This window comes from Delftia sp. WY8, assembly GCF_018437695.1.
Lineage (GTDB): Bacteria > Pseudomonadota > Gammaproteobacteria > Burkholderiales > Burkholderiaceae_C > Comamonas > Comamonas tsuruhatensis.
In genome coordinates this window covers 6,165,943-6,188,415 of sequence record NZ_CP049795.1, presented here as the reverse complement: position 1 = coordinate 6,188,415, position 22,473 = coordinate 6,165,943, and the positions used below count along the sequence as shown (strand labels likewise).

Sequence of the window (22,473 nt, the reverse complement as noted above, 5' to 3'; positions counted from 1 at the left end):
ACTGTCCACGGTGGGGAGCCCCCCTCCCGGACATGAGAGGCAGAGCGTCAGCAACGGCCATGCAAGCACGGTGCTGCCACACCTTGTGGCGCATACTACCCAAAAGCAATTTCCATACATGGACCCAAACATCGCTGCTGAAAACCATGCAAGATGACTCTTTGCCAAGCTGGCTGCCGCGCCTGGCCGTGCAGCGCGGCCCCCGTTTTCTGCAGATTGCGGATGCCTTGCAGGCCGCGGTGGCGGACGGATCGCTGAAACCGGGTGACCGACTGCCTCCGCAGCGCCTGCTGGCAGCGCAGCTGGATGTGGACCTGACGACCATCACCCGCGCCTACGACGAGGCCCGGCGGCGCCACCTGCTGGAGGGACGCGGCGCGCGAGGCACCTATGTCGCGGCGCCGAAGGTCGAATGGAGCTCGGTGCTCGACCTGAGCATGAACACCCCGCCACCGCCCGAGGGCGTGGACTTCGACGACATGCTCAAACAGGGCTTGTCGCAGGTATTGATGAGGGCCGATGCCCAGCTGCTGATGACCTACCACCTGGGCGGGGGCAGCGACTCCGACCGCAAGGCCGCAGCCCAATGGCTGGAGCCGATGTTTGGAAGTCTGGATGACCGGCAGATCGTTGTCTGCCCCGGGGCGCAGGCGGCGATCGCCGCCCTGATTCTTGCGCTGACCGCGCCGGGCGACGTGATCCTGGCGGAGCCCGCCAGCTATCCCGGCCTGCGTGCCGCAGCGGCCCAGTTCGGCCGGCGCATCCTGGCGGTGCAGGCGGACAGGCAGGGGATGGTGCCGGAGATGCTGGAGCAGGCCTGCCGCGAGCACAGGCCGGCGCTGGTCTACCTCAATCCGACACTGCAGAACCCGACCGCCATCACCATGTCGGAAGGCCGGCGCAAGCAGCTGGCCAGCGTGGCCAGGCGCTGCCAGGTGCGCATCGTCGAGGACGACCCCTACTGGCTGCTGGCCGACGCCCCGCCGCCGCCCATTGCCGCATTCGCCCCGCAGCAGGTGTACTACATCTCGACCCTGTCCAAATGCCTGACGCCCGGCCTGCGCGTGGCCTTCGTGCTCATGCGCGACCCGCATGAACGCCAGCGCTTCCTGGTGGCGCTCAGATCCTTTGCGCTGATGGCCCCCCCCGTGACGGCCGCGCTGGCCACGCAGTGGATCCTCGATGGTTCGGCCGGGCAATTGATGGACGGCGTGCGCAAGGAGGCGCGCCTGCGCCACCGGATGGCCAGGGACATCCTGGCGGGGCGGTACAGCGGCGCCGGGGACGGCCTGCATGTATGGCTGGAGCTGCCGGGGTACTGGACTTGCGCTCAGCTGGCACGTGCCGCCGACAGCGAGGGCATCGCCGTCACGCCCGCGCAGGCATTCGCCACCGGCAGCGAATCCGTGAATGCCATCCGCATCTCCCTGGGCAGCATCAAGGACCGAGGACGCCTGCACGCCGGTCTTCAACGGCTGTCCCATCTGCTTGCACGGCTGCCGGAGTCGTTCAGCGCTGCCGTGGTGTAGCCGCGCCGGTCGCGGGAGCGCGGCTTGCGGCCGCAGCCGCAATCGCAGCCGCAATCGCAATCGCGAGCGCAGCCACGACCAGCACTGCCGCGACTGCGAACGTGATCCGCATCGCGTGGGCAATGGCCCCGGGATGCGCCGCGGCGATGTCGGCCGTCCCTGACGCGAACGCGAACACCATCCCCATCACGGATGCCCCGGTGACGAGCCCGAGGTTGCGCGACAGTCCGAGCATGCCCGACATCACGCCACGCTGGTCCGCAGCGACATCGGCCATGACGGCCGTGTTGTTGGCGGCCTGGAACAGCTGGTAGCCAGGGGTCAGGACGGCGATGGCGGCAACGTAGCCCGCAACACCGAACATCGCCGCAAGCATGGACAGGGCGAATGCGCCCGCCGCCATGGCGATGAGTCCGGCGATGACCATGGGGGCAGCGCCCAGGCGATCGACGACACGGCCGGCCGGGACACCGCTCAGGATGGCGATGAACGGGCCCACCGACATCACGAGCCCTACCGTGGTTTCGTCAAGCCCGAGCCCGCGAGACAGATAGAACGGCCCGACCACCAGCGTCGCCATCATCACCGTCGAGACGAGCGCATTCATGGCCAGGCTCGCGCTGAAGCCCGGATCGCGGAACCGCTCCAATCGGATCAATGGCGATGCGGCTGCCGCCTGGGCCCTCGCGAAGAGCACGACGCCGAAGGCCGCGGCCGACAGCAAAGCCCCGTTGAGCGAACCGAAGCTTGCGCGCCCCAGCGTCATGGCGAGTGCATAGGCCACAAGCGTCAGAGCGAGCAGCAAGGTGCCCAGGTGGTCGAAGCGCGCCCGATCCGCCTGCGCCCCTTGGCGATGCACGGGCAGGTATCGATGCGCGAGAAGGAATGTCAGGACGCCCAGCGGCAGGTTGATGAGGAAGATGGCCCGCCAGCCGGGTCCGGCGATCAGATATCCGCCGAGTGCTGGACCGAGGGTGGTGCCCATCGCGGACATCGTTCCGAGCAGGCCCATCGCGCTACCGGTCCTCGCCTTCGGAACCGTCTCGGCGACCAGCGCCATGGAGAGGGCCATCATGATGGCCGCGCCCAGGCCCTGCACCGCCCGGGCGGCAATCAGCAGCCAGAGATTGGGAGCCAGGCCGCAAAGGACCGAGGCCAGCGTGAACAGGACGATGCCGGCCAGCAGCAGCCGTCGGCGGCCCAGGACATCGCCAAGCCGGCCGGCGCTGACGGTCAGGGCGGTGATGGCCAGCAGATAGGCCAGGACGATCCACTGGACCTGCTGGAAGGACGCGTTGAACGCCTGCGCGAAGGTGGGCAATCCCACGTTGGCGATGCTGGTGCCCAGCGAGGACAGCAGCATGGACAGCGAAAGGCTGGCCAGCACCCACCGGACCGGCGGCCCCTGTTGCGCACTGCCGGCCCCTGCCCCACCTGTTCCGGCACCGATCGGTTTCGACGTGGACTTCATCTTTGGCGACTCCCATATTCAAGTTCTCAGGAGCCTAGTGCCGTGCCTGGCATGGCGGAAGGCGCACTGCTCTCACTTTATTCATGCGTTTGACGCCATGTCGCTACCCGCTGTGCTACGGTCAATCCATGCCGAAGCCCGATCTCAACCTGCTTGTCACCCTGGATGTGCTCCTTGCGGAGGGAAACGTTGCGCGCGCGGCCCAGCGGTTGCGGCTGAGCCCGTCGGCAATGAGCCGGGCGCTGGCGCGGCTGCGTGAGACCACCGGCGATCCGCTGCTGGTCAGGGCCGGGCGGGGTCTCGTTCCCACACCGCGAGCGCTTGAGCTGCGCGATCGGGTCAGCCAGCTGGTGCAGGACACGGAAGCTGTTCTGCGCCCTGCCGGGCAGCCCGACCTCGGACAACTGGTGCGCACGTTCACGCTGCGCACCAGCGAAGGCTTCGTGGAGAATTTCGGACCGGACCTCATTGCCCGCGTGGGCCAGCAAGCGCCCGGCGTACGGCTTTGCTTCGTGCAAAAGACCAACAAGGACAGCGGCCCGCTTCGCGACGGGACGGTCGACCTGGAAACCGGCGTTGTCGCAAGCACGATAGGTCCGGAGGTGCGCGCGCAGGCGCTGTTCCGAGACCGTTTCATCGGCGTCGTGCGCCAGGGCCATCCGCTGAGCCAGGGCGAGATCACACCCGCGCGCTATGCGAGCGGCAGGCATATCCTGGTGTCCCGGCGGGGGCAGGAAAAGGGGCCCATTGATGAAGCCTTGAATGCGCTCGGCCTGCAGCGGCAGATCGTTGCGACCGTCGGCGGCTTTTCCACCGCGCTGGCCCTGGCCCGCGCCAGCGACCTGATCGCCAGCGTTCCCGAACGGCACACCGGCAACCTGCGCGCGCAAATGCACAGCTTCCCCCTTCCGGTCTCCATGCCGCAGATCACGGTTTCATTGCTCTGGCATCCCAGGCTGCATGCCGATGCTGCGCACCGCTGGCTGCGCGGGTGCGTACGGGAGATTTGCGCAAAGGCTGATTCGCCATGAGCGCCCGCAGCCAGCGGGCTGTCATCGCCGCTCCCATGCACCCATGCAGATACCCATGCAGATGGGCCAGCCCATCAGCAGACCAAGGCTGACCAGCGCCAGATGCAGCAGGCGCTGGAGGCCGGGATGGTTACATATGCAACAACGGGTTGCACACCTACGTGGACCGTCCCGCGCAGGCCATACCATCGCCGGCCTACAACACAGAAAGGCGCGAGGTTATGCAGGAGAGTTCTCTGGAGTGCTTCCTCTATCACAGTCAGTTGGCACCAGGGGCCGACACCACCTGCATCGCGGGCATCATCAAGACCGCACGCTCGTTCAACGGGTCGGCCGGGATCACGGGCATGCTGGTTTTCGACGGGGAACGTTTCTTTCAGTATGTCGAAGGGCCGGCACGGCAATTGGGTTTGCTGGTGGAGTCGATCTCGCGCGACGAAAGACATATCAACTTCACGCCGATGTTCCCGCAAACGCGCATTGATCAAAGGCGTTTCGCCAAGTGGTCCATGGCCTATGTGATTGTGGAAGATGCAGAACATCTGGGCACGATTTCCAAGCTGGAAGGCCCTGGTGCGCTGGCCAAATTGCAGGAGCTGTTGCCGCTGCTGGATGTTCAGTAATTCCTTAGGCCAAAGCGGAGCGGGATTTTCATGATGTGGGTTCACTGAGGCAGGAAATCGATGCTCACCCGTTGGACTACCGAATCCGAGAAAGAGCAACTGCTCGGACTTCAGACCGCTGAAATCCTGGACATGACCGCCAGACGGGAATTTCAGCGCATCACCCAGCTGACCAGCCAGATGTTCATGGTGCCGATTGCCATCATCACGGTTCTGGACGAGCACAGGCAATGGTTCAAGGCGCCCGTAGGTGTGGACATGGACGGCAGCCTGCGCACGGACGCCTTCTGCGACCACACCATCAGAAACGAAGGAATCATGGTGATTCCTGACACGCACCTTGACCGCAGGTTCTCAGGCAATGCGCTGGTAACCGGCCAACCGAACATCAGGTTCTATGCCGGCGTTCCCCTGATCATGAAATCCGGCCATGCCATCGGCAGCCTGTGCATCATCGATACCCGACCCAGAACCTTCTCTGAAGAGCAAGGCCGGCAACTGGCCGCCATGGCTGCGATAGTGCAGGCTCAGATCCAATACCATCACAGCATTGGAAAAGTAGACGAGGTCACGGGCTTGCAAAATCGCTCGCAGCTCCAGTGCGACCTGAACAGCCTTTGCATTGTGGCCCCGCAGGAGGCACGCAGCCTGGTATTGATGGAAGCGATCAACCATTGCAGCCTGCTGGAAATGAGCAATGCGCTGGGCTTGAATTATGTCGAGCAGCTCCTGCGTGACATTGCGAAGGCCGTCACGGACATGACGGGGCCGCACGCAACCGTGTACCACGTGGGCTTGGCCAGGTTTGCCTGGATCATCAGCGCGGGCAGGCAAGAAGATGAAGAGGCCCTGGTCAGGCAATTGCTGAAACACCTGCAAAAGCCCATCACCAGTGCCGATCTCCGGTTCGAACTTCAGCCCCGGGCAGGCGTGGTGCGGTTCCGCCTGGCCCAGGCCGAGGTCGATGATGTCATTCGCAAGGCCATGGTGTCCGTGCAGCAGGCTGGCCACAACCATCGGTCACTTCACCGCTATGAGGAGAACGAGGACAGCCGCCAGCGAAGATCCTATCGGCTATTGCGGGACTTTGGGCATGCGCTGGACAAGGGGCAGCTGCGGCTGGTGTACCAGCCCAAATTCGACAACCGCAGTTTCAGCTGCAAGGGGCTGGAGGCGCTCATCCGCTGGAAGCACCCGGAAATGGGGGAAATCCCGCCCAGCGAATTCATCCCCCTGGTGGAAGCCACGCCGTTGATCCATGGCCTGACGCGGTTCGTGATCAAAACGGCGCTGGCGCAGGTTGCGGCCTGGAAAGCGGAAAGTCTCGACCTCCAGGTCTCCATCAATGTCTCGCCGCGCAATCTGGACGAGGTCGATTTTCCGGACTACCTCAACGCCATGTGCAGTCAATATGGCGTTGCCCTGGAAAATATCGTGATCGAGTGCACCGAAAGCGATGTGCTGACAGGCCATGGCACGGTCCAGGCGCTTCAGCACATCAGAAAACTCGGAATCCAGGTCGCACTGGATGATTTTGGTGCCGCCTACTCCAATCTTGCGTCACTCAAGAATCTGCCTGCCGAGATATTGAAGATAGACCGCTCCATGGTCTGCGACGTCGATACCAATGAACGGGCGCTGGCCGTGCTCAAATCCATCATGACCATGGCCTCGGACCTTGGCTACCGCCTTGTGGCAGAAGGCGTTGACAGCGCCGAAGTCTTCGATCTGCTGGTTTCGCTGGGGTTCGATGAGATACAGGGCTACTATTTCAGCAGGCCCATGGAGGCATCGGAAATCAGGAAATTCGTCGAAGAGCGCAATCGATACGCACAGGGGAAATGAAGGGCCTTGGCCATGGCATACCGGGCGCAGACGCAGGCAATTGGCGGGACGACTGTAGGCAGTCTCCTCACCGTGGCGCTGGATCGGCTGACATGGCTTTGCTTGGTTTTCCGATCTCGCCGCTGCCGGGCTGCACTCCTAATGAGGGCTTCAAATTTTGTTTTCCAGGAGTTCTCTATGACAGGTCTCAAGACGCTGAAGATGGGTTTGATCGCAACCGCGCTGATCGCAGCCACGGCCTCGACCAGCTGGGCACAGCCCGTGGCGGGCACCACCACCTTGGGCGTGACGGCCACCGAAGTCCAGGCCGTGGCCACGGGCTGGAGCCTGAAGAAGTCCGTGCTGGGCAAGAGCGTCTACAACGAGGAAGGCAAGGCCGTGGGCAAGATCGACGACGTGATCGTCGCACCCGACAAGGCGGTCTCCTACGCCATCGTCGGCGCCGGCGGCTTCCTGGGCATGGGCAAGCATGACGTGGCCATTCCGGTGAACCAGTTCCGCGTGGAAAACAACAAGATCACGCTGCCCGGCGCCACCAAGGACGCGCTGAAGGCGCTGCCCAAATTCGAGTACGCCAAGAAGTAAGCCGGGCGCGCGCCCTGCTTCTTTGACAAGCCCTGCGTTGCAGGGCTTTTTCGTGGGCGGCCGTGCAGGACCATATGATCGCGGCGGATCAAATTCATACCAAAAAATATCCGCGAGTCAATGAAAACAATCGTCGCCGTATCCTTGGGAATATCGCTGTGCATTCAGGCATTGCCCTGCCTTGCAGACAACAGCAATGGAAAGCAGCTCTACCTGTCCAGATGCGCCATGTGCCACGGGGCAGACGCCAAGGGTACGGGCCCGCTGGCCAACAAGAGCAATCCACCCACCCCCGACCTGGCGACCGCCGCGTTCAGAAAAAGGCTCCATGACTATCCGGGCGTGATCGTCTCGTCCGTCATTCTTCGCCCCAATGGCGACCTGATTCCCAGGACCTTGCGGGAAAACGGGGTGAAGGTGCCGCCCCATGCCTGGACCGTGAAGGATTTCCGCGACCTCAATGAATACTTCAGTGGCCTGGTTGCGAAGAAGTAGCCCTATATATCGAGTTTCTGCGCGCGCATATGCTCGCGCACCGCATCGACCAGAATGCTGGCCAGCCGGTCCACGGGCGCTGGCGCATCGAGCGTGGCACGGCCCAGGATCAGATCCATGGACGGCAGGGCCGGCAGGCCCAGGGCCTGCGCATCCAGCGGCTTGACGTGCGCGGGCAGGCCGAACGGCGTGCGCACGGACAGGCCCAGGCCTGCAGCCGTGGCGGCCCAGACGGCGGACAGGCTGGCACTGTTGAAGGCATGGCGCCAGGCCATGCCCTTCTTGTCCAGCGCAGCCGTCACGATGTCCCGCAAGGGGCAAGGCGCATCGAGCATGGCCAGGGGCAGCACGTCGTCTTCCTGCGCTGCACCACTGCGCCAGCGTGCCCAGCCGGCGTCGGCCGCGTCCATGGATGCCGGGCCAATCCACTGGAGCGGCAGCCGCATGATGTGCTCCCCATGCACGCACGCGTGGTTCACGCCCGCATCCCATAGCAGGGCCAGGTCGAATTGCCCGAGGGCGATGCGCTCGCGCAGTTCATCGCTGCGGGCCACGCTGGCTTCGATGCGCACATGGGGATGGGCGCGCGCGAACTGCCCCAGCACATGGGGCAGCACGCTTTCGCCCAGGTCCTCCTGCAGGCCCAGGCGCACCAGGCCGCGCAGTTCGCTGCCGCGCACGGCCGCCACGGCGCGGTCGTTGAGTTCGAGCAGGCGCAGCGCGTAGCCGCGCAGGGTTTCTCCGGCCTCCGTCAGCACCAGCCCCCGGCCGGACTTGCGCAGCAAGGGCGTGCCGCATTGGGATTCCAGCTTCTTGAGCTGGGCGCTGACGGCCGAGGAGGAGCGGCCGAGCTTGTCCGCGGCGCGGGCGAAACTGCCCAGTTCGACGCCGGTGCAAAACGTGCGCAGCACATCCAGGTCATAGAGCACACGTGTCATTGCCAAGCCTTCATCGTGCTGAAAAACTGGATTGTAGATACGAAATTATGTGATTTTCAGGATGGTTGGGGCTGACCATACTGCCGGCCATGACCTCTTCTCCTGCCGGCCGCAGCGCCAATCCCAGCCCCTTGGCTTCCCCCCACCCGCCCCGCCACCGATGGAAGGTGCTGGCCGCTGGCGTCATCGCCAACGCCGCGTTTTCCGTGGCTTTCAGCGGCATCCCCATGACGGCCATCCTCATGCGTTCGGGCTACCAGCTGGACACGCAGACGCTGGGCCTGGCGCTGGGGCTGATGGGCCTGGGCATTGCGCTCAGCGAACTGCCCTGGGGCCTGCTGACGGACCGCTGGGGCGACCGGCCGGTGCTGCTGCTGGGCCTGTGCGGCACGGCCTTGGCCCTGGCGGCGATGGCGCTCTGGGCCTCGCCATCGCCGGACCATATCCCTTCGTTCGGCCTGCTGGCCGGCGGGCTGGTGCTGGTGGGCCTGCTGGGCGGCAGCGTCAACGGTGCCAGTGGCCGGGCCGTCATGGGCTGGTTTGCCGAAGGCGAGCGCGGCCTGGCCATGAGCATCCGCCAGACCGCCGTGCCCTTGGGCGGCGCCATTGGCGCCCCCTTGCTGACCGGCCTGGCCACGCATGCAGGCTTTGCCGCCGTCTATGGCGTGCTGGCGGCGCTGTGCCTGGCGGCGGCGGTGTTTGCAGCGCTGTGGATTCAGGAGCCACCGCATGCACCGGCCTCAGGCAAGGCCGCTGCGCCAGGCCGGGCCGGGCCATCCGCGCCAGGGCCCCTGCGCGATCGGCAAGCCTGGCGCATGGCCGCCGGCATCGGCATCCTGTGCGCCCCGCAGTTCGCCGTGCTCTCGTTCGGAACGGTGTTTCTGCATGACCATGCCCACCTGGGGCTGGGCGTGGCGGCGGCCGTCATGTCGGTCGTGCAGCTCGCCTCCATGGCCCTGCGCATCTGCAGCGGCCGCTGGACCGACAGGCGCCAGAACCGCCCGGCCTTTCTGCGCGCCTGCTGCCAGCTCACCCTGGCGTTGTTCGCGAGCATGGCGGCCCTGAGCTGGAGCAGCCATCCGGGCGCATCGGCAGTGTCGCCCGCCATGGGCCTGGTGCTGATGGTGATGCTGGGCGTGTGCGGTATCTGCGTGTCCGCCTGGCACGGCGTTGCCTACACGCAGCTGGCCGGGCTGGCCGGCGCGGCCCGCGCGGGCACGGCGCTGGGCATGGCCAATACCTCGGTGTTCGCGGTGTGCTTCCTGGTGCCGCTGGCCATTCCGCACTTGCTGTCGGCCCAGGGCTGGGGGCTGGTCTGGGCCTGCGCGGCGGCCTGCGCGGGCTGGGCCATGCATCTGTTTGCACGGGCCGGGGCGGCCGGCAACCCCGGGGCCACGCAGGGGGCGTTATTGAACGAGAATACCGGCTGTCTTCCCACGGCCTCCTCGCACCGACCATGACCATCGCCCACTGGCTTGTTTTCTGCGGCGTCTCGCTGCTGATGTGCTTCACTCCCGGCCCGGCAGTGCTGCTGGCCATCTCCAACTCGGTGGACGTGGGCGCCAGGCGAACGGCCCTGAGTTCGCTGGGCAGCTCGGTGGGCATCTTCGTGGTCTCCGGGCTGGCCATGATCGGCATGGGCACCATTCTCAGCATGTCGGCCCACGCATTTCTGGTCATGAAGGTGGCAGGCGCCATGTACCTGATCTGGCTGGGCGTCAAGCGCTGGCGCAGCAAGGACGCGCTGCTGGGCAGCGACGCCGGCCTGGCGCCTGCCCACCGGCGTGAACGCGGGAACTGGCAGCTGGTGGCGCAGGGCCTGGGCGTGTCGCTGACCAATCCCAAGGCCATCCTGTTCTTCTCCGCGCTGTTCCCGCAATTCGTCATCCCGGGCGAGCCGCTGCTCACGCAGTACCTGGTGCTGACCACCACGTTCGCGGTCTGCGCCCTGATCTCGCACGCCTGCTATGTGCTGCTGATCTCCATGATCAAGGGCCACGTGCTGGCGCACGCCAGGCTGTTCAACCGCATCGTGGGCGGCACCTTCATCGCGCTGGGCCTGGGATTGCTCAGGACGCGGCACAAGCTGGGCTGAGTGCGGGCCAGGGCTTCGCACTGGCCGTTCAACAGCTGTCGGATCAACCCGGCAAGCCCAGCCGCTCGCTCACCACCCGCTTGATCAGCTGCTCTGCAAAGCGCGTGACGCGGGTGGACGGGCGTGCGCGCGGAATGGCCAGCACCAGGCGGTTGCGCACGACGGGCGAGATGATCTGCGCGATCGACAGCTGCGACGGCGAGGCCGTGCCCTGGATGGCGCTCAGCGGCAGCACGGAGTCGCCCATGCCCCGGGCCACCAGCGAGAGCACGGTGTGCACGGAATCGACCTCGGCCAGCATGTGCAGCGGCACGCCGCGCGGCACGGTGTAGCTCTCCAGCAGCTTGCGCAGCGCGTTGGGGCCGCGCGCCATGACGAGCTTGCGCTGGGACAGCGCCGCCATGCGGACCTTGGCGGGCAGCGCATGCCTGCTGACCAGCACCAGCGGCTCGCGCAGCAGGGTCTCCGTGGTGATCTGCGGCGAGTGCGGGGGATCGAACAGCAGGGCCATGTCCACGCGCCCGGCGATCAGCCATTCGCGCAGGCTGATGCTCAGGTTCTCCTCGATGGAGATGGTGACGTCGGGGTACTGCTGCAAAAAGCCCTGCACCAGGTCTGCGGCGATGGAGCGCGCCACCCAGGGCGGCAGGCCGATGCTGATGCGCCCGCGCGGGCTGCGCAGCCGGTCCTGCATGTCCGATTCGGCCTGCGCGGCCAGCGCAAAGATGCCGGCCGCATGCTGCAGCAGCGCCTGGCCCGGCTCGGTCAGCACCACGCCGCGCCCGGTGCGCTCCAGCAGCCGCTGTCCCAGCTCCCCCTCCAGCAACAGCACCTGTCGGCTGAGGGCCGGTTGCGACAAATGCAGGGCGGCGGCGGCGCGGCTGAAGCTGCCGGCCTCGGCCACCGCAGCGAAATAGCTCAGGCGCGTCAGGTCCATGGTTCTCCTTGGCAAGGGCTTTCAGCATGCTTTTGGCTGATAGCAGGTATCAGCCAAGTCTATGCCTCATTCGCGGCAAGCCCGCCCACAATCGCCACAAGCCTTCGCTGTCGCTGCCTTGTTGCAAAGCCCCATGCCTGAACTCACCTACGCCCTGTCCCCCTCCAAGCCCGCGCTGCAGCTGCCTGCGGGCGCCTGCGATACCCATGTGCATGTGTTCGGTCCCGGCACCCAGTTTCCCTATGCGGCCGGGCGCAGCTTCACCCCGGCGGACGCGGGCAAGCACACGCTGTTTGCACTGCACCGCCACCTGGGCGTGTCGCGCTGCGTGATCGTGCAGTCCGCCTGCCACGGCCTGGACAACAGTGCGGTGCAGGACGCGATTGCCGCCGGTGGCGGCAACTACCTGGGCGTGGCGCTGGTGGCCGCCGATGTGTCCGATGGCGAGCTGGCGCGGCTGGCGGATGCGGGGTTCCGGGGCGTGCGCTTCAACTTCATGCGGCACCTGGCCGGCGCCCGCATTGAAGACGTTCTGGCGCTGACCCCGCGCCTGGCCGCGGCAGGCCTGCATCTGCAGGTGCATTTCGAAAGCAGCCTGGTGCATACGGTGGGCCGGCAGTTGCAGGCCAGTGCCGTGCCCGTGGTGATCGACCACATGGGGCGCGTGGATGCGCGCCTGGGCGCAGGGCATGCAGATTTCCAGGCGCTGATGCAGCTGCTGGCCGACCAGCCGCAGTTCCACGTCAAGGTCAGCGGCGTGGACCGCATCGACAGCCAGCCGCCCTATGCCCAGGGCAAGCCGCTGGCGCGCCTGCTGGTGGAGCGCTTTCCCACGCAGTGCCTGTGGGGCACGGACTGGCCCCACCCCAACCACACGCACGTGCCCGACGACGGCCTGCTGGTCGATGCGCTGGCCGACATCGCGCCCACGCCAGCGCTGCGGCAGGCCCTGCTGGTGGACAACCCGCAGCGGCTGTACCGGTTCTGAGGACCGCAGACGGCGCCCGTCGCCTGTGGCTCATCGCCCGTCGCCCTGCCCACAGATACCCATAAAAGGAGACATCCATGACAAGCATCCCTTCCACCCGCCGCAGGCGCTGCCTGTCCATGGCGCTGGCGGCCCTGGCGCCCCTCGCTGCCCTGGTTTGCGCCGCATGGCCCGCGCTTGCGCCCGCGCAGCCGCAGATGACGCGCATCGTCGTGGCCTTTCCGCCGGGCGGCCCGGTGGACTTCGTGGCGCGCACGCTGGCCGAGCAATTGGGCAAGGAGCTGGGCAGCATCGTCGTGGTCGAGAACAAGGCCGGTGCCAACGGCGCCATTGCGGCCGAATACGTATCGCGCGCACAGCCGGACACGCGCACGCTGTGGCTGACCAGCGTGGGCGCCGTGGCCATCAACCCGGCGCTGTACCCCAAGCTCGGCTACAAGCCGGCCACCGACCTCGCACCGGTGTCGCTGGTAGTCAGCAACGTGGAGATGCTGGTGGTCAACGCCAAGGCGCCCTACGGCAACGGCGCGCAGTTCGTGGCAGCCGCACGCCAGGCCCGTACACCGCTGACCATGGCCTCGTCCGGCACGGGCAGCGTGCCGCACCTGGCCATGGAATTGCTCAAAGAGCATGCGGGCATCCAGCTCGCCCACATTCCCTACAAGGGCGCCGCGCCCGCCATCACGGATGTGGTGGCGGGCCATGTCGATGGTTTCTTTGGCGACATTCCCGGGCTGATCGGACAGATCTCCGCCGGCAAGCTCAAGCCCGTTGCCATTGCCGCCAGCCGGCGCCACCCGCGCTTTCCCGAGGTCAGGACCTTTGCCGAGATCGGCATCACCGGCGTGGATTCGGACAACTGGTACGCCCTGTTCGCCCCCAAGGGCACGCCAGCGGCCGAGACCGAAAAAATGAGCCAGGCCGTGCAGCGGGCGCTGAACACGCCCTCGGTCAAAAGCCGCCTGGAAGCCTCTGGCACTGAAGTCGTGGGCAGCACGCCGGCCGAGCTGGCCAGGGCGCTGCAGGCCGACACCCTCAAATGGAGCCGCGTGGTACGCGCCAACGGCATCACCCCCGACTGAAGCGAGCCCCCATGAGAATCCAACCCGTACTCCCCGGAACCCGCCCCGAACTGGCGGCTGTGGAATCGCGCATCCTGGCCGAACGCGGCCGCATTTCCGAGCTGTACCAGGTGCTGCTCAACAGCCCGCCCATCGCCCACGGATGGGAGCAGATGCTGTCGGCCGTGCGCAATCGCAGCAGCCTGGATGCAGGGCTGCGCGAGCTGGTCATCCTGCGCGTGGCCGTGCTCAACGGCGCGCCCTATGAATTCAATGCCCATGTACCCCATGCCCACAAGGCGGGCAAGAGCGATGCGGCCATCGAGGCGACCCGCAGCATCCCCTGCGCCGCGGATGCGCCGTGGACCGAGCAAGAGCACCTTGCCATCCGCCTGACCGATGCCATGACGCGCGACATCACCGTCGCCGACGCGCTGTTCGCCCAGGTGCAGGCCCGCTTCAGCGCGCAGGAACAGGTGGACCTGGTGGCCACCATCGCGGCCTACAACATGGTCTCGCGCTTTCTCACCGCATTCCATATCGGGCACTGAAGGCATGGCTGATTCCCGCATACCTGCCGACTGCCTGCTGCTGCAATGGACGATGGCAGCGCCCTGCCTGGCAAGCGCCAAGGCATTCGCAAGAAGCGCCTACGGTCCTGCGTTTGGCGACGCCCTCACCCAGGCGGCAGGCCTGGGCGTGCGCCTGACCGTCCAGCGATTCGCCTGGTCGGCCAGCACGGGGCGCATCTACGTCTATGTGGAGCTGCCGGGCCGCATGGGCGTCTCGCGGCCTGCAGTGCTTGCCGTGCAGGCGGCGGCGCAGGCCATGCTGCCGGCCGCATCAAACCTTGCGGCGTCCAGGCTGACGCTGGCCTTCGACCGGCCCGGCGCCTCGCACGGGCAGCAGCGCCATGCCCACTACACGGTGGAGATGGACCCGGCCGAAGGCTGGGCGCCCGAGATCTTTCGCTGGTACGACGAAGAACACATGCCGGGCCTGGCCGCCGTGCAGGGCAACATCCATTCACGCCGCTACCTGAACCACGACGGCGGCCCGCTGTCCCTGGCCTGCTATGACCTGCAAAACCCCGAGGTGCTGGGCTGCCCGGCCTGGCTGCAGGTGCGCGCCACGGCCTGGAGCGACATCACGCGGCCGCATTTCACGCACACCGTGCGCACCATGTTCGCGACCGTGGACGCGGGGGATGGGGCCTGGCCGCCCTATTGAACGCCCTATTGAGCGCCCTGCCCGGGAATCAGCAGCAGCTTGCCCACGCTCTGGCCCGACTCCATGCGCCGGTGCGCCTGCGCGGCCTCGGCCAGCGGCCAGGTGCTGTCGATCACGGGGCGGATGGTGCCGGCCGCCAGCGCGGGCAGCCAGCGCTGGGCAAAGCGCCGGACCATGGCCTGCTTGACTTCGGGCGGGCGCGACTTCATCACCGTGCCGAAGATCCTCAGGTGCCTGTACAGCAGCACATCCATGGGCACGGCCGCCGCCAGCGCGCCGCCCAGCAGGCCCACGCAGACCATGCGCCCGCCCATGGCCATCGAGCGCAGGTTGCGCTCCAGATACGGGGCGCCGATGAAGTCCACCACCACATCCACACCCTGGCCGCCGGTCTGCTCGGCCACCACGGCCTGGAAGTCTTCGCTGCGGTAGTCGATGAACACGTCGGCGCCAAGGCCCATGACAGCCGCCCGCTTGTCGCCGCTGGCCGTGGCGAACACGCGCGCCCCGGCCGCATGCGCCAGCTGCACCGCCGCCGAGCCCACGCCGCTGCCGGCCGCGTGGATGAGCACGGCTTCGCCAGGCTGCAGTTGGGCCAGGTGGAACAGCGCCTCATGCGCAGTCACGAAGACTTCGGCCACCGCGCCGGCATCCGTCAGCGAAAGGCCCTCGGGCACATGCATGGCCATGCGGTGGTCGATGCGCGACAGCTCGGCATAGGCGCCGCCGCCCACGATGCCCATGACACGGTCGCCCACGGCGAAGCCCTGCACCTCGGCGCCCACTTGCACCACCGTGCCGGCGATCTCCAGGCCCATGAGGTCGGATTCGCCAAAGTGGGCGCGGCCATAGGCGCCCTTGCGGTGCGAGACATCGGCACGGTTCACGCCGATGGAGGCATTGCGCACCAGAAGGTCATGGGGCCGGACTTCGGGCCGGGCCACGTCGCGGGCCACGAGCACTTCGGGGCCGCCGAAATCGTCGAAAACAATGGCTTGCATGCGGGCGTCGTCATTCATGGCGAAAGAGTGTCCAAAAACAGGTTGAAGAAACGAATGCCCCGAGCTTACGACTGCCGCCAGCCGCTCGAACGCAGCGATTTCGCTCTACAGTGCTGCAAATCTGCATCACGCCAACCGCCATGAACTGGGATGACACCCGCATCTTTCTCGCCCTGACACGCGCCCCTTCCCTGCGCGCGGCCGCACGCATCCTGGGCGTGGACCAGGCCACCGTGGGCCGGCGCCTGAATGCGCTGGAGGCCGAGCTGGGCAGCAAGCTCTTCCTGCGCGCCAGGGACGGCTACCTGCTGACCGCCGCCGGCGAGGCCGCACTGGGCGCGGCGCGACGCATGGAGGGCGCGGCGCTGGACCTGCGCACGCGCATCGAAGGCCTGGACGACAGCCCGGCCGGCTTGGTGCGCGTGACCAGCACCGACTCGATTGCCACCGAATTCCTGCTGCCCGCCATCGAGCGCCTGCAGCAGCGCTGGCCCGGCATCCGCGTGGACCTGGAGGTGTCCACCCAGATGCTCAACCTGGGCCGCCGCCAGGCCGACATCGCGTTTCGCAACGTCCGCCCCGAGGCGCCAGAGCTGGTGGTGCGCCGCGTGGCGGCATGGCCGGTAGGACTGTTTGCGAGTGCCGCCTATGTGGCGCGCTTTGGCGAGCCCGTGGCCGAGGACGAACTGCGCGGCCACCACCTCGTGGTCTACGGTCCCTTCCTGGAGCAGCGGCCCGTTCCCACCATGGTGGACGTGCCCGCACGCCAGGCCAGGATCGCCATGGCCGCCAACTCCAGCCTGCTGGTGCGCAAGGCCGTGGCGGCCGGCATAGGCCTGGGCGAAATGCCCGTGAGCATGGGCGAGCGCGAAGGCCTGCTGCGCATCTGGCCGCAGCGCCAGCGCTCGGACGACTACGAGGTCTGGCAGGTCATGCACCCCGACCTGCAGCGCACGGCCCGGGTGCGCGTCACGGCCGAGTTCCTGGCCCAGGCGCTGGGCGCGGAGCCTGCGTGATGCCGAGCTTGTCCAGGGCGGCGGCAATCACGGCGGCAGGGATGCAGGCATGCAGCGGGAGCCGATGATCGGCAGAACCTGCGCCAGCGCACCGGACAGGCTGCCCGGTGGCCACCGGCTTCGCCTTCAGTCTTTGGAAGCAGGCCTGGGCCTGTCCTTGCGCAGCATCTCCAGATAGAGCGCCTCCACCTTCTCGCGCGCCCAGGGCGTCTTGCGCAGGAACTTCAGGCTGGAGCTGACGCTGGGGTCCAGCGCAAAGCAGCGCACCGGAACCTGCCGCGCAAGCCCGGCCCAGCCGTAGCGGGCCTCCAGGGCAAGGACGATGGCTTCGAGCGTGACGCCGTGCAGCGGATTGCGGGGCTGGGCGGCGGGAGGCGGGGTTTCTTGCATGGCGCGATTTTCGCCCGCCTTTGCAGTGCTGCGGACCGCAGCTTTATTTGTAATTACATGCAACCACGCCGTAAGTTTCTGTAGCATTGTGGCGTTCCTGGCCTTCTGCTGCACTCCCCGACCATGCCCGCCCTGTCCCTTCGCCAGAAACTGCTGGCACCGCTGGTTTTCTGCCTTCTCGCGCTGCTTGCGCTCACCCTCTTCAACGCCTACCAGGCACGCGACAAGGCCTACGAGGCCCGGCAGCAGGCGCTGCGCGACTTCGTCGATGCGGGCGACAGCCTGATTGCGGCGATTGCCGCCGAGGCCAAGGCCGGCAAGCTGACAGAGGAAGAAGCCAAGGCCACCGCCATTGCCCGCGTGGGCCAGTTGCGCTATGCAGGCGGCGCAGGCTACATCACCAGCATCACCACGGATTCCGTGGTGCTGAACAATCCCGCAAGCCCGGGCATCAACGGCAAGAACATGGGCGGCTTCCAGGATGCCAAGGGCAACTACCTGTACCGCAACATTGCCGCCGTGGGCGCATCGGCCCAGGGCAGCGGCTACCTCACGTACTGGTGGCCCCGCCCCGGCGCCAAGGAGCCCAGCGAGAAGCTGGCCTATGCCAGGCGCTCCACGGCCTGGAACTGGGACCTGATCGCTGGCGACTATGTGGACGACATCCAGCAGGCCTTTGTCGCCACCATCACCAAGTCGGTGGCGGCGCTGGCCGTGCTGGGCGCACTGCTGTCCCTGATTGCGTGGCTGGCCACGCGCAGCGTGCTCAATGCCATTGGCGGCGAGCCGGCGGTGGCGGCCGAGATTGCCAACCGCATCGCCTCGGGCGACCTGTCGCAGTCGGGGCTGGCAGGCGCAGCCCAGGCCCCCGAAGGCAGCGTGATCGCCGCCGTGCAGCGCATGAGCGAGCAGCTGCGCCAGCTGGTGACGCGCATCCATGAAACGGCCGGCGTCATCCACCGCTCGGCCGGCGAGATCGCCACGGGCAGCGTGGACCTGTCGCAGCGCACGGAGCGCCAGGCCAGTTCGCTGGAAGAAACCGCCGCCTCCATGGAGCAGCTCACGGCCACCGTGCACCAGAACGCCGAGAACGCCCAGCACGCCAGCCAGATCGCCTCGGGCGCCTGTTCCGTGGCCGAGCGCGGCGGCTCCGTGGTGGACCAGGTGGTGGCCACCATGGGCGAGATCAACAGCTCCTCGCGCCGCGTGGTGGACATCATCGGCGTGATCGACGGCATTGCCTTCCAGACCAATATCCTCGCGCTGAATGCGGCCGTGGAAGCGGCGCGCGCGGGCGAGCACGGGCGCGGCTTTGCCGTGGTGGCGGGCGAGGTGCGCACGCTGGCACAGCGCAGCGCCTCGGCCGCGCGCGAGATCAAGACGCTGATCCAGACCTCGGTGGAAAGCGTGGACGCCGGCGCCACCCTGGTGGACCAGGCCGGCCAGACCATGCGCGAGGTGGTCACCACGGTGCGCAACATCACGGGCATCGTGACCGAAATCGCCTCGGCCAGCCGCGAGCAAAGCAGCGGCATCGAGCAGGTGGGCCATGCCGTGACCGACATGGACCGCGTGACCCAGCAAAACGCCGCCCTGGTCGAGCAGTCCTCGGCTGCCACGCAGGTGCTGCAGGAAGAATCGGAGAAGCTGTCGCGCCTGACGGCTTCGTTCAAACTCTAGAGCCGGCTCTGCCCTCCCTGCCTCCCCTTTCCTTTCCTCCCCTTCTTCCATCCCCATGATCACCTGCTACCTGCGCTACATCATCGACCCGTTCAAGGCCAAGGAATTCGAGCACTACGGCAAGACCTGGATTCCGCTGGTCGAGAAGTTCGGCGGCAAGCACCACGGCTACTTCCTGCCGTCCGAAGGTGCCAACAATGTGGCGCTGGCCATGTTCAGCTTTCCCAGCATGGCGCTGTACGAGGAGTACCGCATCAAGTCCATGCAGGACCCCGAATGCCAGGCGGCCTTCCGCTACGCGGAGGACACGCGCTGCATCCTCAGCTACGAGCGCAGCTTCATGCGCCCCGTGTTCGGCTGAATCTGCCCGGCGCCGCAGCCGCCCGTCGAACCGGGCAAGCGGGCAAGCGCTGGCGGCTCGACAAATCCGGCGCCGCGTCTGAACGGGCCTACAGCAGAATGTCCGCCGTGGGGTACTTCCAGAAGTCGCGCAGCAGGTAGCTGATCGGCAGGTTCAGATTCGTGGAGCTGGGTGGAATCGGCTGCAGGAACCACTTCTCGTAGATCGGGTGGATTTCGCGGCTGGTGATGATGCGCTTCATCTCTTCATCGACCAGTTTCTTGAACGCGGTATCGGCCTTCGGCAGCATGATCGCCAGGGGTTCGGTGGACAGGAACTTGCCCACCACCTTCAGGGCGCGTGGATCGGGCCGTGCAGCGGCCAGCCCGTTGAGAAGCACGTCATCCATCACGAACGCGTCGGCTTCGCCCTTCTCCACCATCTCCAGGGCCCTCGCGTGATCGGGGGCCTCCACAATGGTGATGCCCATCAGGCGCTGCCTGTTGGCCTGCGTCACCAGGGCCATCGGGCTGGTGCCCTTGGTGGAAACCAGCTTTTTGCCCTTGAGATCCTCCATCGCGTTGATGGTGCTGTCGGCCTTCACTAGCATCCGGGCGCCGGTGATGAAATGGGGAACCGTGAACGCCACGGTCTGGCGCCGCTGCGCGTTGTTCGTGGTCGAGCCGCACTCCATGTCGGCCTTGCCCTGCTCGATCACGGCCATGCGATTGGCGGGCGTGACCATCAGGAACTCCACCTTCATGTCCTTCCTGCCTGTCTGCTTGCGCACCGCCTCGGCCAGGCGAAGGCACAGATCCAGCGCATAACCGACGGGCTTGCCGCTGCGGGTGTCGATGTAGGAGAAGGGAACCGACGATTCCCGGTGCGCAATCACCAGCGCGCCACCGGCCTGGATCTTGTCCAGCACACCGGCTGCAGAGACACCGCTCAAGGCCCACAGGCCCAACGCACCCAACGCAATACCCCACTGGCGAAAGATCATCTGAGTCCTTGGCTCGCAAGCGCCGGGCGGCGCCCAGCAGGTTGTGACAGGTTATACACGTATTGTTACCAGGTGCGCAAACCTGGGCTGCTGGCGGTTTCGATGGCAGCTTGGGCACTGGCTTTTCCCCCTCCCCCGTTATGGCAGGATCACCAGCACCAGAATTACCGAGGGAACTCCCATGCTGATCAACTGCGTTGCCTACGAAAACGGGGCCAAGCTGGCGGACATTCCTGTCGCCGACATCAGCAACTACATAGAGCGGCCCGGCTGCTTCGTCTGGGTGGCGCTGGCGGACGCCACGCCGGCCGAGCTGGAGGAGATGCGCCAGGAGTTCGGCCTGCATGCCCTGGCCGTGGAGGATGCGCTGCACGGTCACCAGCGGCCCAAGCTGGAGGAGTACGGCAGCTCGCTGTTTGCCGTGATGCACCTGCTGGAGCCCGAGCCCGAGCGGCCCGGCCACTTCAACCACGGCGAGGTCGATGTCTTCGTGGGCTCCAACTACGTGCTGTCGGTGCGCAACCGCAGCAAGCGCGGTTTCCTGGGCGTGCGCGAGCGCTGCGAAAGCGAGCCCGAGCTGCTGCGCCATGGCTCGGGCTTTGTGCTGTATGCGCTGATGGATGCGGTGGTGGACCGCTACTTTCCCATCATCGACGCGCTGGAGGTGGAGCTGGAGCAGATCGAGCAGCAGATCTTCACCAAGGGCGCGGCGCGCGACAACATCAAGCAGCTGTATGAACTCAAGGGCCGCGCCATGGACCTCAAGCACGCCGTGGCTCCCCTGCTGGAAGCCGTGGGCAAGCTCAACGGCGGGCGCGTCCCCCAGATCTGCGTGGGCTCCAGGGACTACTTCCGCGATGTGATGGATCACCTGGGCCGCATCAACGCCCAGATCGACACCATGCGCGACACCGTGGGCACGGCCATCCAGGTGAACCTGTCCATGGTGTCCATCGAGGAAAACGAAGTCACCAAGCGGCTGGCAGCCTGGGCCAGTATCTTCGCCATCTGCACGGCCTTTTTCGGCGTCTGGGGCATGAACTTCGAGAACATGCCCGAACTGAAGTGGCAATACGGCTATCCGGCCGCACTGCTGTTCGTGCTGGGTGTTTGCGGCCTGCTTTACTACAAGTTCCGCAAGGCGGGGTGGCTGTAGGCGGCGGGAAGGCGAGCGGTGCCAGGGTATTCACCCAGCCGCACCGTCACAGCCGCGTCACACATCCACGCCACCATCCCAGGCGCCAACTCCTGGACGCCCGGATTCCCCACCATGTACGACGAACTTCTGCCCGACCACCATGATTCGCTGATGCAGCGCATCGAACGCGATCTGCTCGACAGCTACGACGAAGAACTGGAGATGGAGATAGACGACGCCCGCCTGGGCAGCGGTGGCGACGATCTGGACGGTGCCGACACCGTGAGCCGCCAGACCTACTTCCGCGAGCTGCTGCGCCTGCAGGGCGAGCTGGTCAAGCTGCAGGACTGGGTGCAGCACCACAAGAAGAAGGTGGTCATCCTCTTCGAGGGCCGCGATGCGGCCGGCAAGGGCGGCGTGATCAAGCGCATCACCCAGCGCCTGAACCCGCGCGTGTGCCGCGTGGCCGCCCTGCCCGCGCCCAACGACCGCGAGCGCACGCAATGGTATTTCCAGCGCTATGTCTCCCACCTGCCTGCGGGCGGCGAGATCGTTCTCTTTGACCGCAGCTGGTACAACCGCGCCGGCGTGGAGCGTGTGATGGGCTTTTGCTCCGACGAGGAGTACGAGGAATTCTTCCGCTCCGTGCCCGAGTTCGAGAAGATGCTGGTGCGCTCGGGCATCACGCTGGTGAAGTACTGGTTCTCCATCACCGACGAGGAGCAGCACCTGCGCTTTCTGGGCCGCGTGCACGACCCGCTCAAGCAGTGGAAGCTCAGTCCCATGGACTTCGAGAGCCGCCGCCGCTGGGAGGACTACACCAAGGCCAAGGAAGCCATGCTGGAGCGCACCCACATCGCCGAGGCGCCCTGGTGGCTGGTGCAGGCCGTGGACAAGAAGAAGGCGCGGCTCAACTGCATCTCCCACCTGCTGACGCAGCTGCCCTATGAAGAGATAGAGCACCCGGCCATCGTGCTGCCCGAGCGCACGCGCAACCCCGAATACACACGCAACCCCGTTCCCCAGCACATGTACGTGCCGGATCTGTACTGAGCGGCGGCCGGCAGCGGGCCGCCG

The 22,473-nt window shown here is 66.4% G+C and carries 23 protein-coding genes; 17 read left to right on the top strand and 6 right to left on the bottom strand.

The genetic code is table 11. The features are described from left to right. The first annotated feature begins 146 nt into the window (after positions 1 to 146). Complete coding sequence (locus tag G4D77_RS28310; protein WP_154834071.1) at positions 147 to 1,529, top strand: aminotransferase-like domain-containing protein; 1,383 nt, start codon at positions 147 to 149, stop codon at positions 1,527 to 1,529. Here G4D77_RS28310 and G4D77_RS28305 read toward each other — a convergent pair. After that, positions 1,510 to 3,000: an MFS transporter gene (locus G4D77_RS28305; RefSeq protein WP_154834070.1), complete on the bottom strand. Its 1,491-nt coding sequence runs from the start codon at positions 2,998 to 3,000 to the stop codon at positions 1,510 to 1,512. The genes G4D77_RS28310 and G4D77_RS28305 overlap by 20 nt on opposite strands. A gap of 128 nt (positions 3,001 to 3,128) precedes the next feature. Between G4D77_RS28305 and G4D77_RS28300 the strand changes: the two genes are divergently transcribed. The 5 genes from G4D77_RS28300 (at position 3,129) to G4D77_RS28280 (ending at position 7,579) form a co-directional block, all read left to right on the top strand. Beyond that, entirely contained in the window at positions 3,129 to 4,031 is a 903-nt protein-coding gene (locus G4D77_RS28300) for a LysR family transcriptional regulator (RefSeq protein WP_154834069.1), read from the top strand. A 161-nt stretch (positions 4,032 to 4,192) separates the two neighbouring features. Continuing rightward, a complete protein-coding gene (locus G4D77_RS28295) occupies positions 4,193 to 4,654 on the top strand; it encodes a BLUF domain-containing protein (protein WP_227740982.1) in 462 nt (153 codons plus the stop codon). A 60-nt stretch (positions 4,655 to 4,714) separates the two neighbouring features. Then, positions 4,715 to 6,499: a putative bifunctional diguanylate cyclase/phosphodiesterase gene (locus G4D77_RS28290; RefSeq protein ID WP_154834068.1), complete on the top strand. Its 1,785-nt coding sequence runs from the start codon at positions 4,715 to 4,717 to the stop codon at positions 6,497 to 6,499. A gap of 177 nt (positions 6,500 to 6,676) precedes the next feature. Next, positions 6,677 to 7,084, top strand: a complete 408-nt coding sequence (locus tag G4D77_RS28285) for a PRC-barrel domain-containing protein (RefSeq protein WP_017404321.1) — start codon at positions 6,677 to 6,679, stop codon at positions 7,082 to 7,084. A gap of 120 nt (positions 7,085 to 7,204) precedes the next feature. Beyond that, positions 7,205 to 7,579: a c-type cytochrome gene (locus G4D77_RS28280; RefSeq protein ID WP_016446397.1), complete on the top strand. Its 375-nt coding sequence runs from the start codon at positions 7,205 to 7,207 to the stop codon at positions 7,577 to 7,579. 2 nt (positions 7,580 to 7,581) lie between these two features. Here the strand turns inward: G4D77_RS28280 and G4D77_RS28275 are convergent, their stop codons facing one another. Then, positions 7,582 to 8,517, bottom strand: coding sequence for a LysR substrate-binding domain-containing protein (locus tag G4D77_RS28275; protein ID WP_154836352.1), 936 nt, complete (start codon positions 8,515 to 8,517; stop codon positions 7,582 to 7,584). An 89-nt stretch (positions 8,518 to 8,606) separates the two neighbouring features. Between G4D77_RS28275 and G4D77_RS28270 the strand changes: the two genes are divergently transcribed. After that, positions 8,607 to 9,977: an MFS transporter gene (locus tag G4D77_RS28270; protein ID WP_154834067.1), complete on the top strand. Its 1,371-nt coding sequence runs from the start codon at positions 8,607 to 8,609 to the stop codon at positions 9,975 to 9,977. Further along, positions 9,974 to 10,612, top strand: a complete 639-nt coding sequence (locus G4D77_RS28265) for a LysE family translocator (protein WP_016451462.1) — start codon at positions 9,974 to 9,976, stop codon at positions 10,610 to 10,612. The genes G4D77_RS28270 and G4D77_RS28265 overlap by 4 nt, the downstream gene beginning before the upstream one ends. 43 nt (positions 10,613 to 10,655) lie before the next feature. Here the strand turns inward: G4D77_RS28265 and G4D77_RS28260 are convergent, their stop codons facing one another. Continuing rightward, positions 10,656 to 11,549 carry a LysR family transcriptional regulator gene (locus G4D77_RS28260; protein ID WP_016446401.1) on the bottom strand — a complete coding sequence of 298 codons (894 nt, stop codon included), beginning with the start codon at positions 11,547 to 11,549 and terminating at the stop codon, positions 10,656 to 10,658. A 133-nt stretch (positions 11,550 to 11,682) separates the two neighbouring features. Between G4D77_RS28260 and G4D77_RS28255 the strand changes: the two genes are divergently transcribed. From G4D77_RS28255 to G4D77_RS28240, 4 genes are all read left to right on the top strand, one after another. Continuing rightward, positions 11,683 to 12,537 carry an amidohydrolase family protein gene (locus tag G4D77_RS28255; RefSeq protein WP_154834066.1) on the top strand — a complete coding sequence of 285 codons (855 nt, stop codon included), beginning with the start codon at positions 11,683 to 11,685 and terminating at the stop codon, positions 12,535 to 12,537. Between the two features lie 77 nt (positions 12,538 to 12,614). Then, on the top strand, positions 12,615 to 13,619 hold the full coding sequence (locus tag G4D77_RS28250; protein WP_046238354.1) for a Bug family tripartite tricarboxylate transporter substrate binding protein: 1,005 nt from the start codon (positions 12,615 to 12,617) through the stop codon (positions 13,617 to 13,619). Positions 13,620 to 13,630: 11 nt separating this feature from the next. Next, positions 13,631 to 14,149 carry a carboxymuconolactone decarboxylase family protein gene (locus G4D77_RS28245; RefSeq protein WP_016451460.1) on the top strand — a complete coding sequence of 173 codons (519 nt, stop codon included), beginning with the start codon at positions 13,631 to 13,633 and terminating at the stop codon, positions 14,147 to 14,149. A 4-nt stretch (positions 14,150 to 14,153) separates the two neighbouring features. Then, entirely contained in the window at positions 14,154 to 14,828 is a 675-nt protein-coding gene (locus G4D77_RS28240) for a hypothetical protein (protein ID WP_154834065.1), read from the top strand. Between the two features lie 5 nt (positions 14,829 to 14,833). On the opposite strand, the gene G4D77_RS28235 is transcribed toward G4D77_RS28240, so the two are convergent. Beyond that, complete coding sequence (locus tag G4D77_RS28235; protein WP_154834064.1) at positions 14,834 to 15,847, bottom strand: NAD(P)H-quinone oxidoreductase; 1,014 nt, start codon at positions 15,845 to 15,847, stop codon at positions 14,834 to 14,836. Between the two features lie 122 nt (positions 15,848 to 15,969). Between G4D77_RS28235 and G4D77_RS28230 the strand changes: the two genes are divergently transcribed. Further along, a complete protein-coding gene (locus G4D77_RS28230) occupies positions 15,970 to 16,845 on the top strand; it encodes a LysR family transcriptional regulator (protein WP_016446407.1) in 876 nt (291 codons plus the stop codon). Positions 16,846 to 16,971: 126 nt separating this feature from the next. On the opposite strand, the gene G4D77_RS28225 is transcribed toward G4D77_RS28230, so the two are convergent. Continuing rightward, positions 16,972 to 17,235 carry a VF530 family protein gene (locus G4D77_RS28225; RefSeq protein ID WP_017404329.1) on the bottom strand — a complete coding sequence of 88 codons (264 nt, stop codon included), beginning with the start codon at positions 17,233 to 17,235 and terminating at the stop codon, positions 16,972 to 16,974. A gap of 123 nt (positions 17,236 to 17,358) precedes the next feature. Between G4D77_RS28225 and G4D77_RS28220 the strand changes: the two genes are divergently transcribed. Together G4D77_RS28220 and G4D77_RS28215 are read left to right on the top strand one after the other, a co-directional pair. Next, positions 17,359 to 18,915: a methyl-accepting chemotaxis protein gene (locus G4D77_RS28220; protein WP_046987955.1), complete on the top strand. Its 1,557-nt coding sequence runs from the start codon at positions 17,359 to 17,361 to the stop codon at positions 18,913 to 18,915. Between the two features lie 55 nt (positions 18,916 to 18,970). Continuing rightward, a complete protein-coding gene (locus G4D77_RS28215; protein WP_016446410.1) occupies positions 18,971 to 19,276 on the top strand; it encodes an NIPSNAP family protein in 306 nt (101 codons plus the stop codon). A gap of 88 nt (positions 19,277 to 19,364) precedes the next feature. Here G4D77_RS28215 and G4D77_RS28210 read toward each other — a convergent pair whose 3' ends face one another. After that, positions 19,365 to 20,258 (bottom strand): amino acid ABC transporter substrate-binding protein, encoded by an 894-nt coding sequence (locus tag G4D77_RS28210; protein ID WP_047471526.1) that lies wholly within the window; start codon positions 20,256 to 20,258, stop codon positions 19,365 to 19,367. 181 nt (positions 20,259 to 20,439) lie between these two features. Here G4D77_RS28210 and corA point away from each other — a divergent pair, with 181 nt between their 5' ends. Both corA and ppk2 read left to right on the top strand, forming a co-directional pair. Further along, positions 20,440 to 21,414: a magnesium/cobalt transporter CorA gene (gene corA, locus G4D77_RS28205; protein WP_012206223.1), complete on the top strand. Its 975-nt coding sequence runs from the start codon at positions 20,440 to 20,442 to the stop codon at positions 21,412 to 21,414. Positions 21,415 to 21,528: 114 nt separating this feature from the next. Beyond that, the gene (gene ppk2, locus G4D77_RS28200; RefSeq protein WP_154834062.1) at positions 21,529 to 22,449 is read left to right on the top strand and encodes a polyphosphate kinase 2; all 921 of its coding nucleotides are present in this window, start codon (positions 21,529 to 21,531) and stop codon (positions 22,447 to 22,449) included. Positions 22,450 to 22,473: the final 24 nt, after the last annotated feature.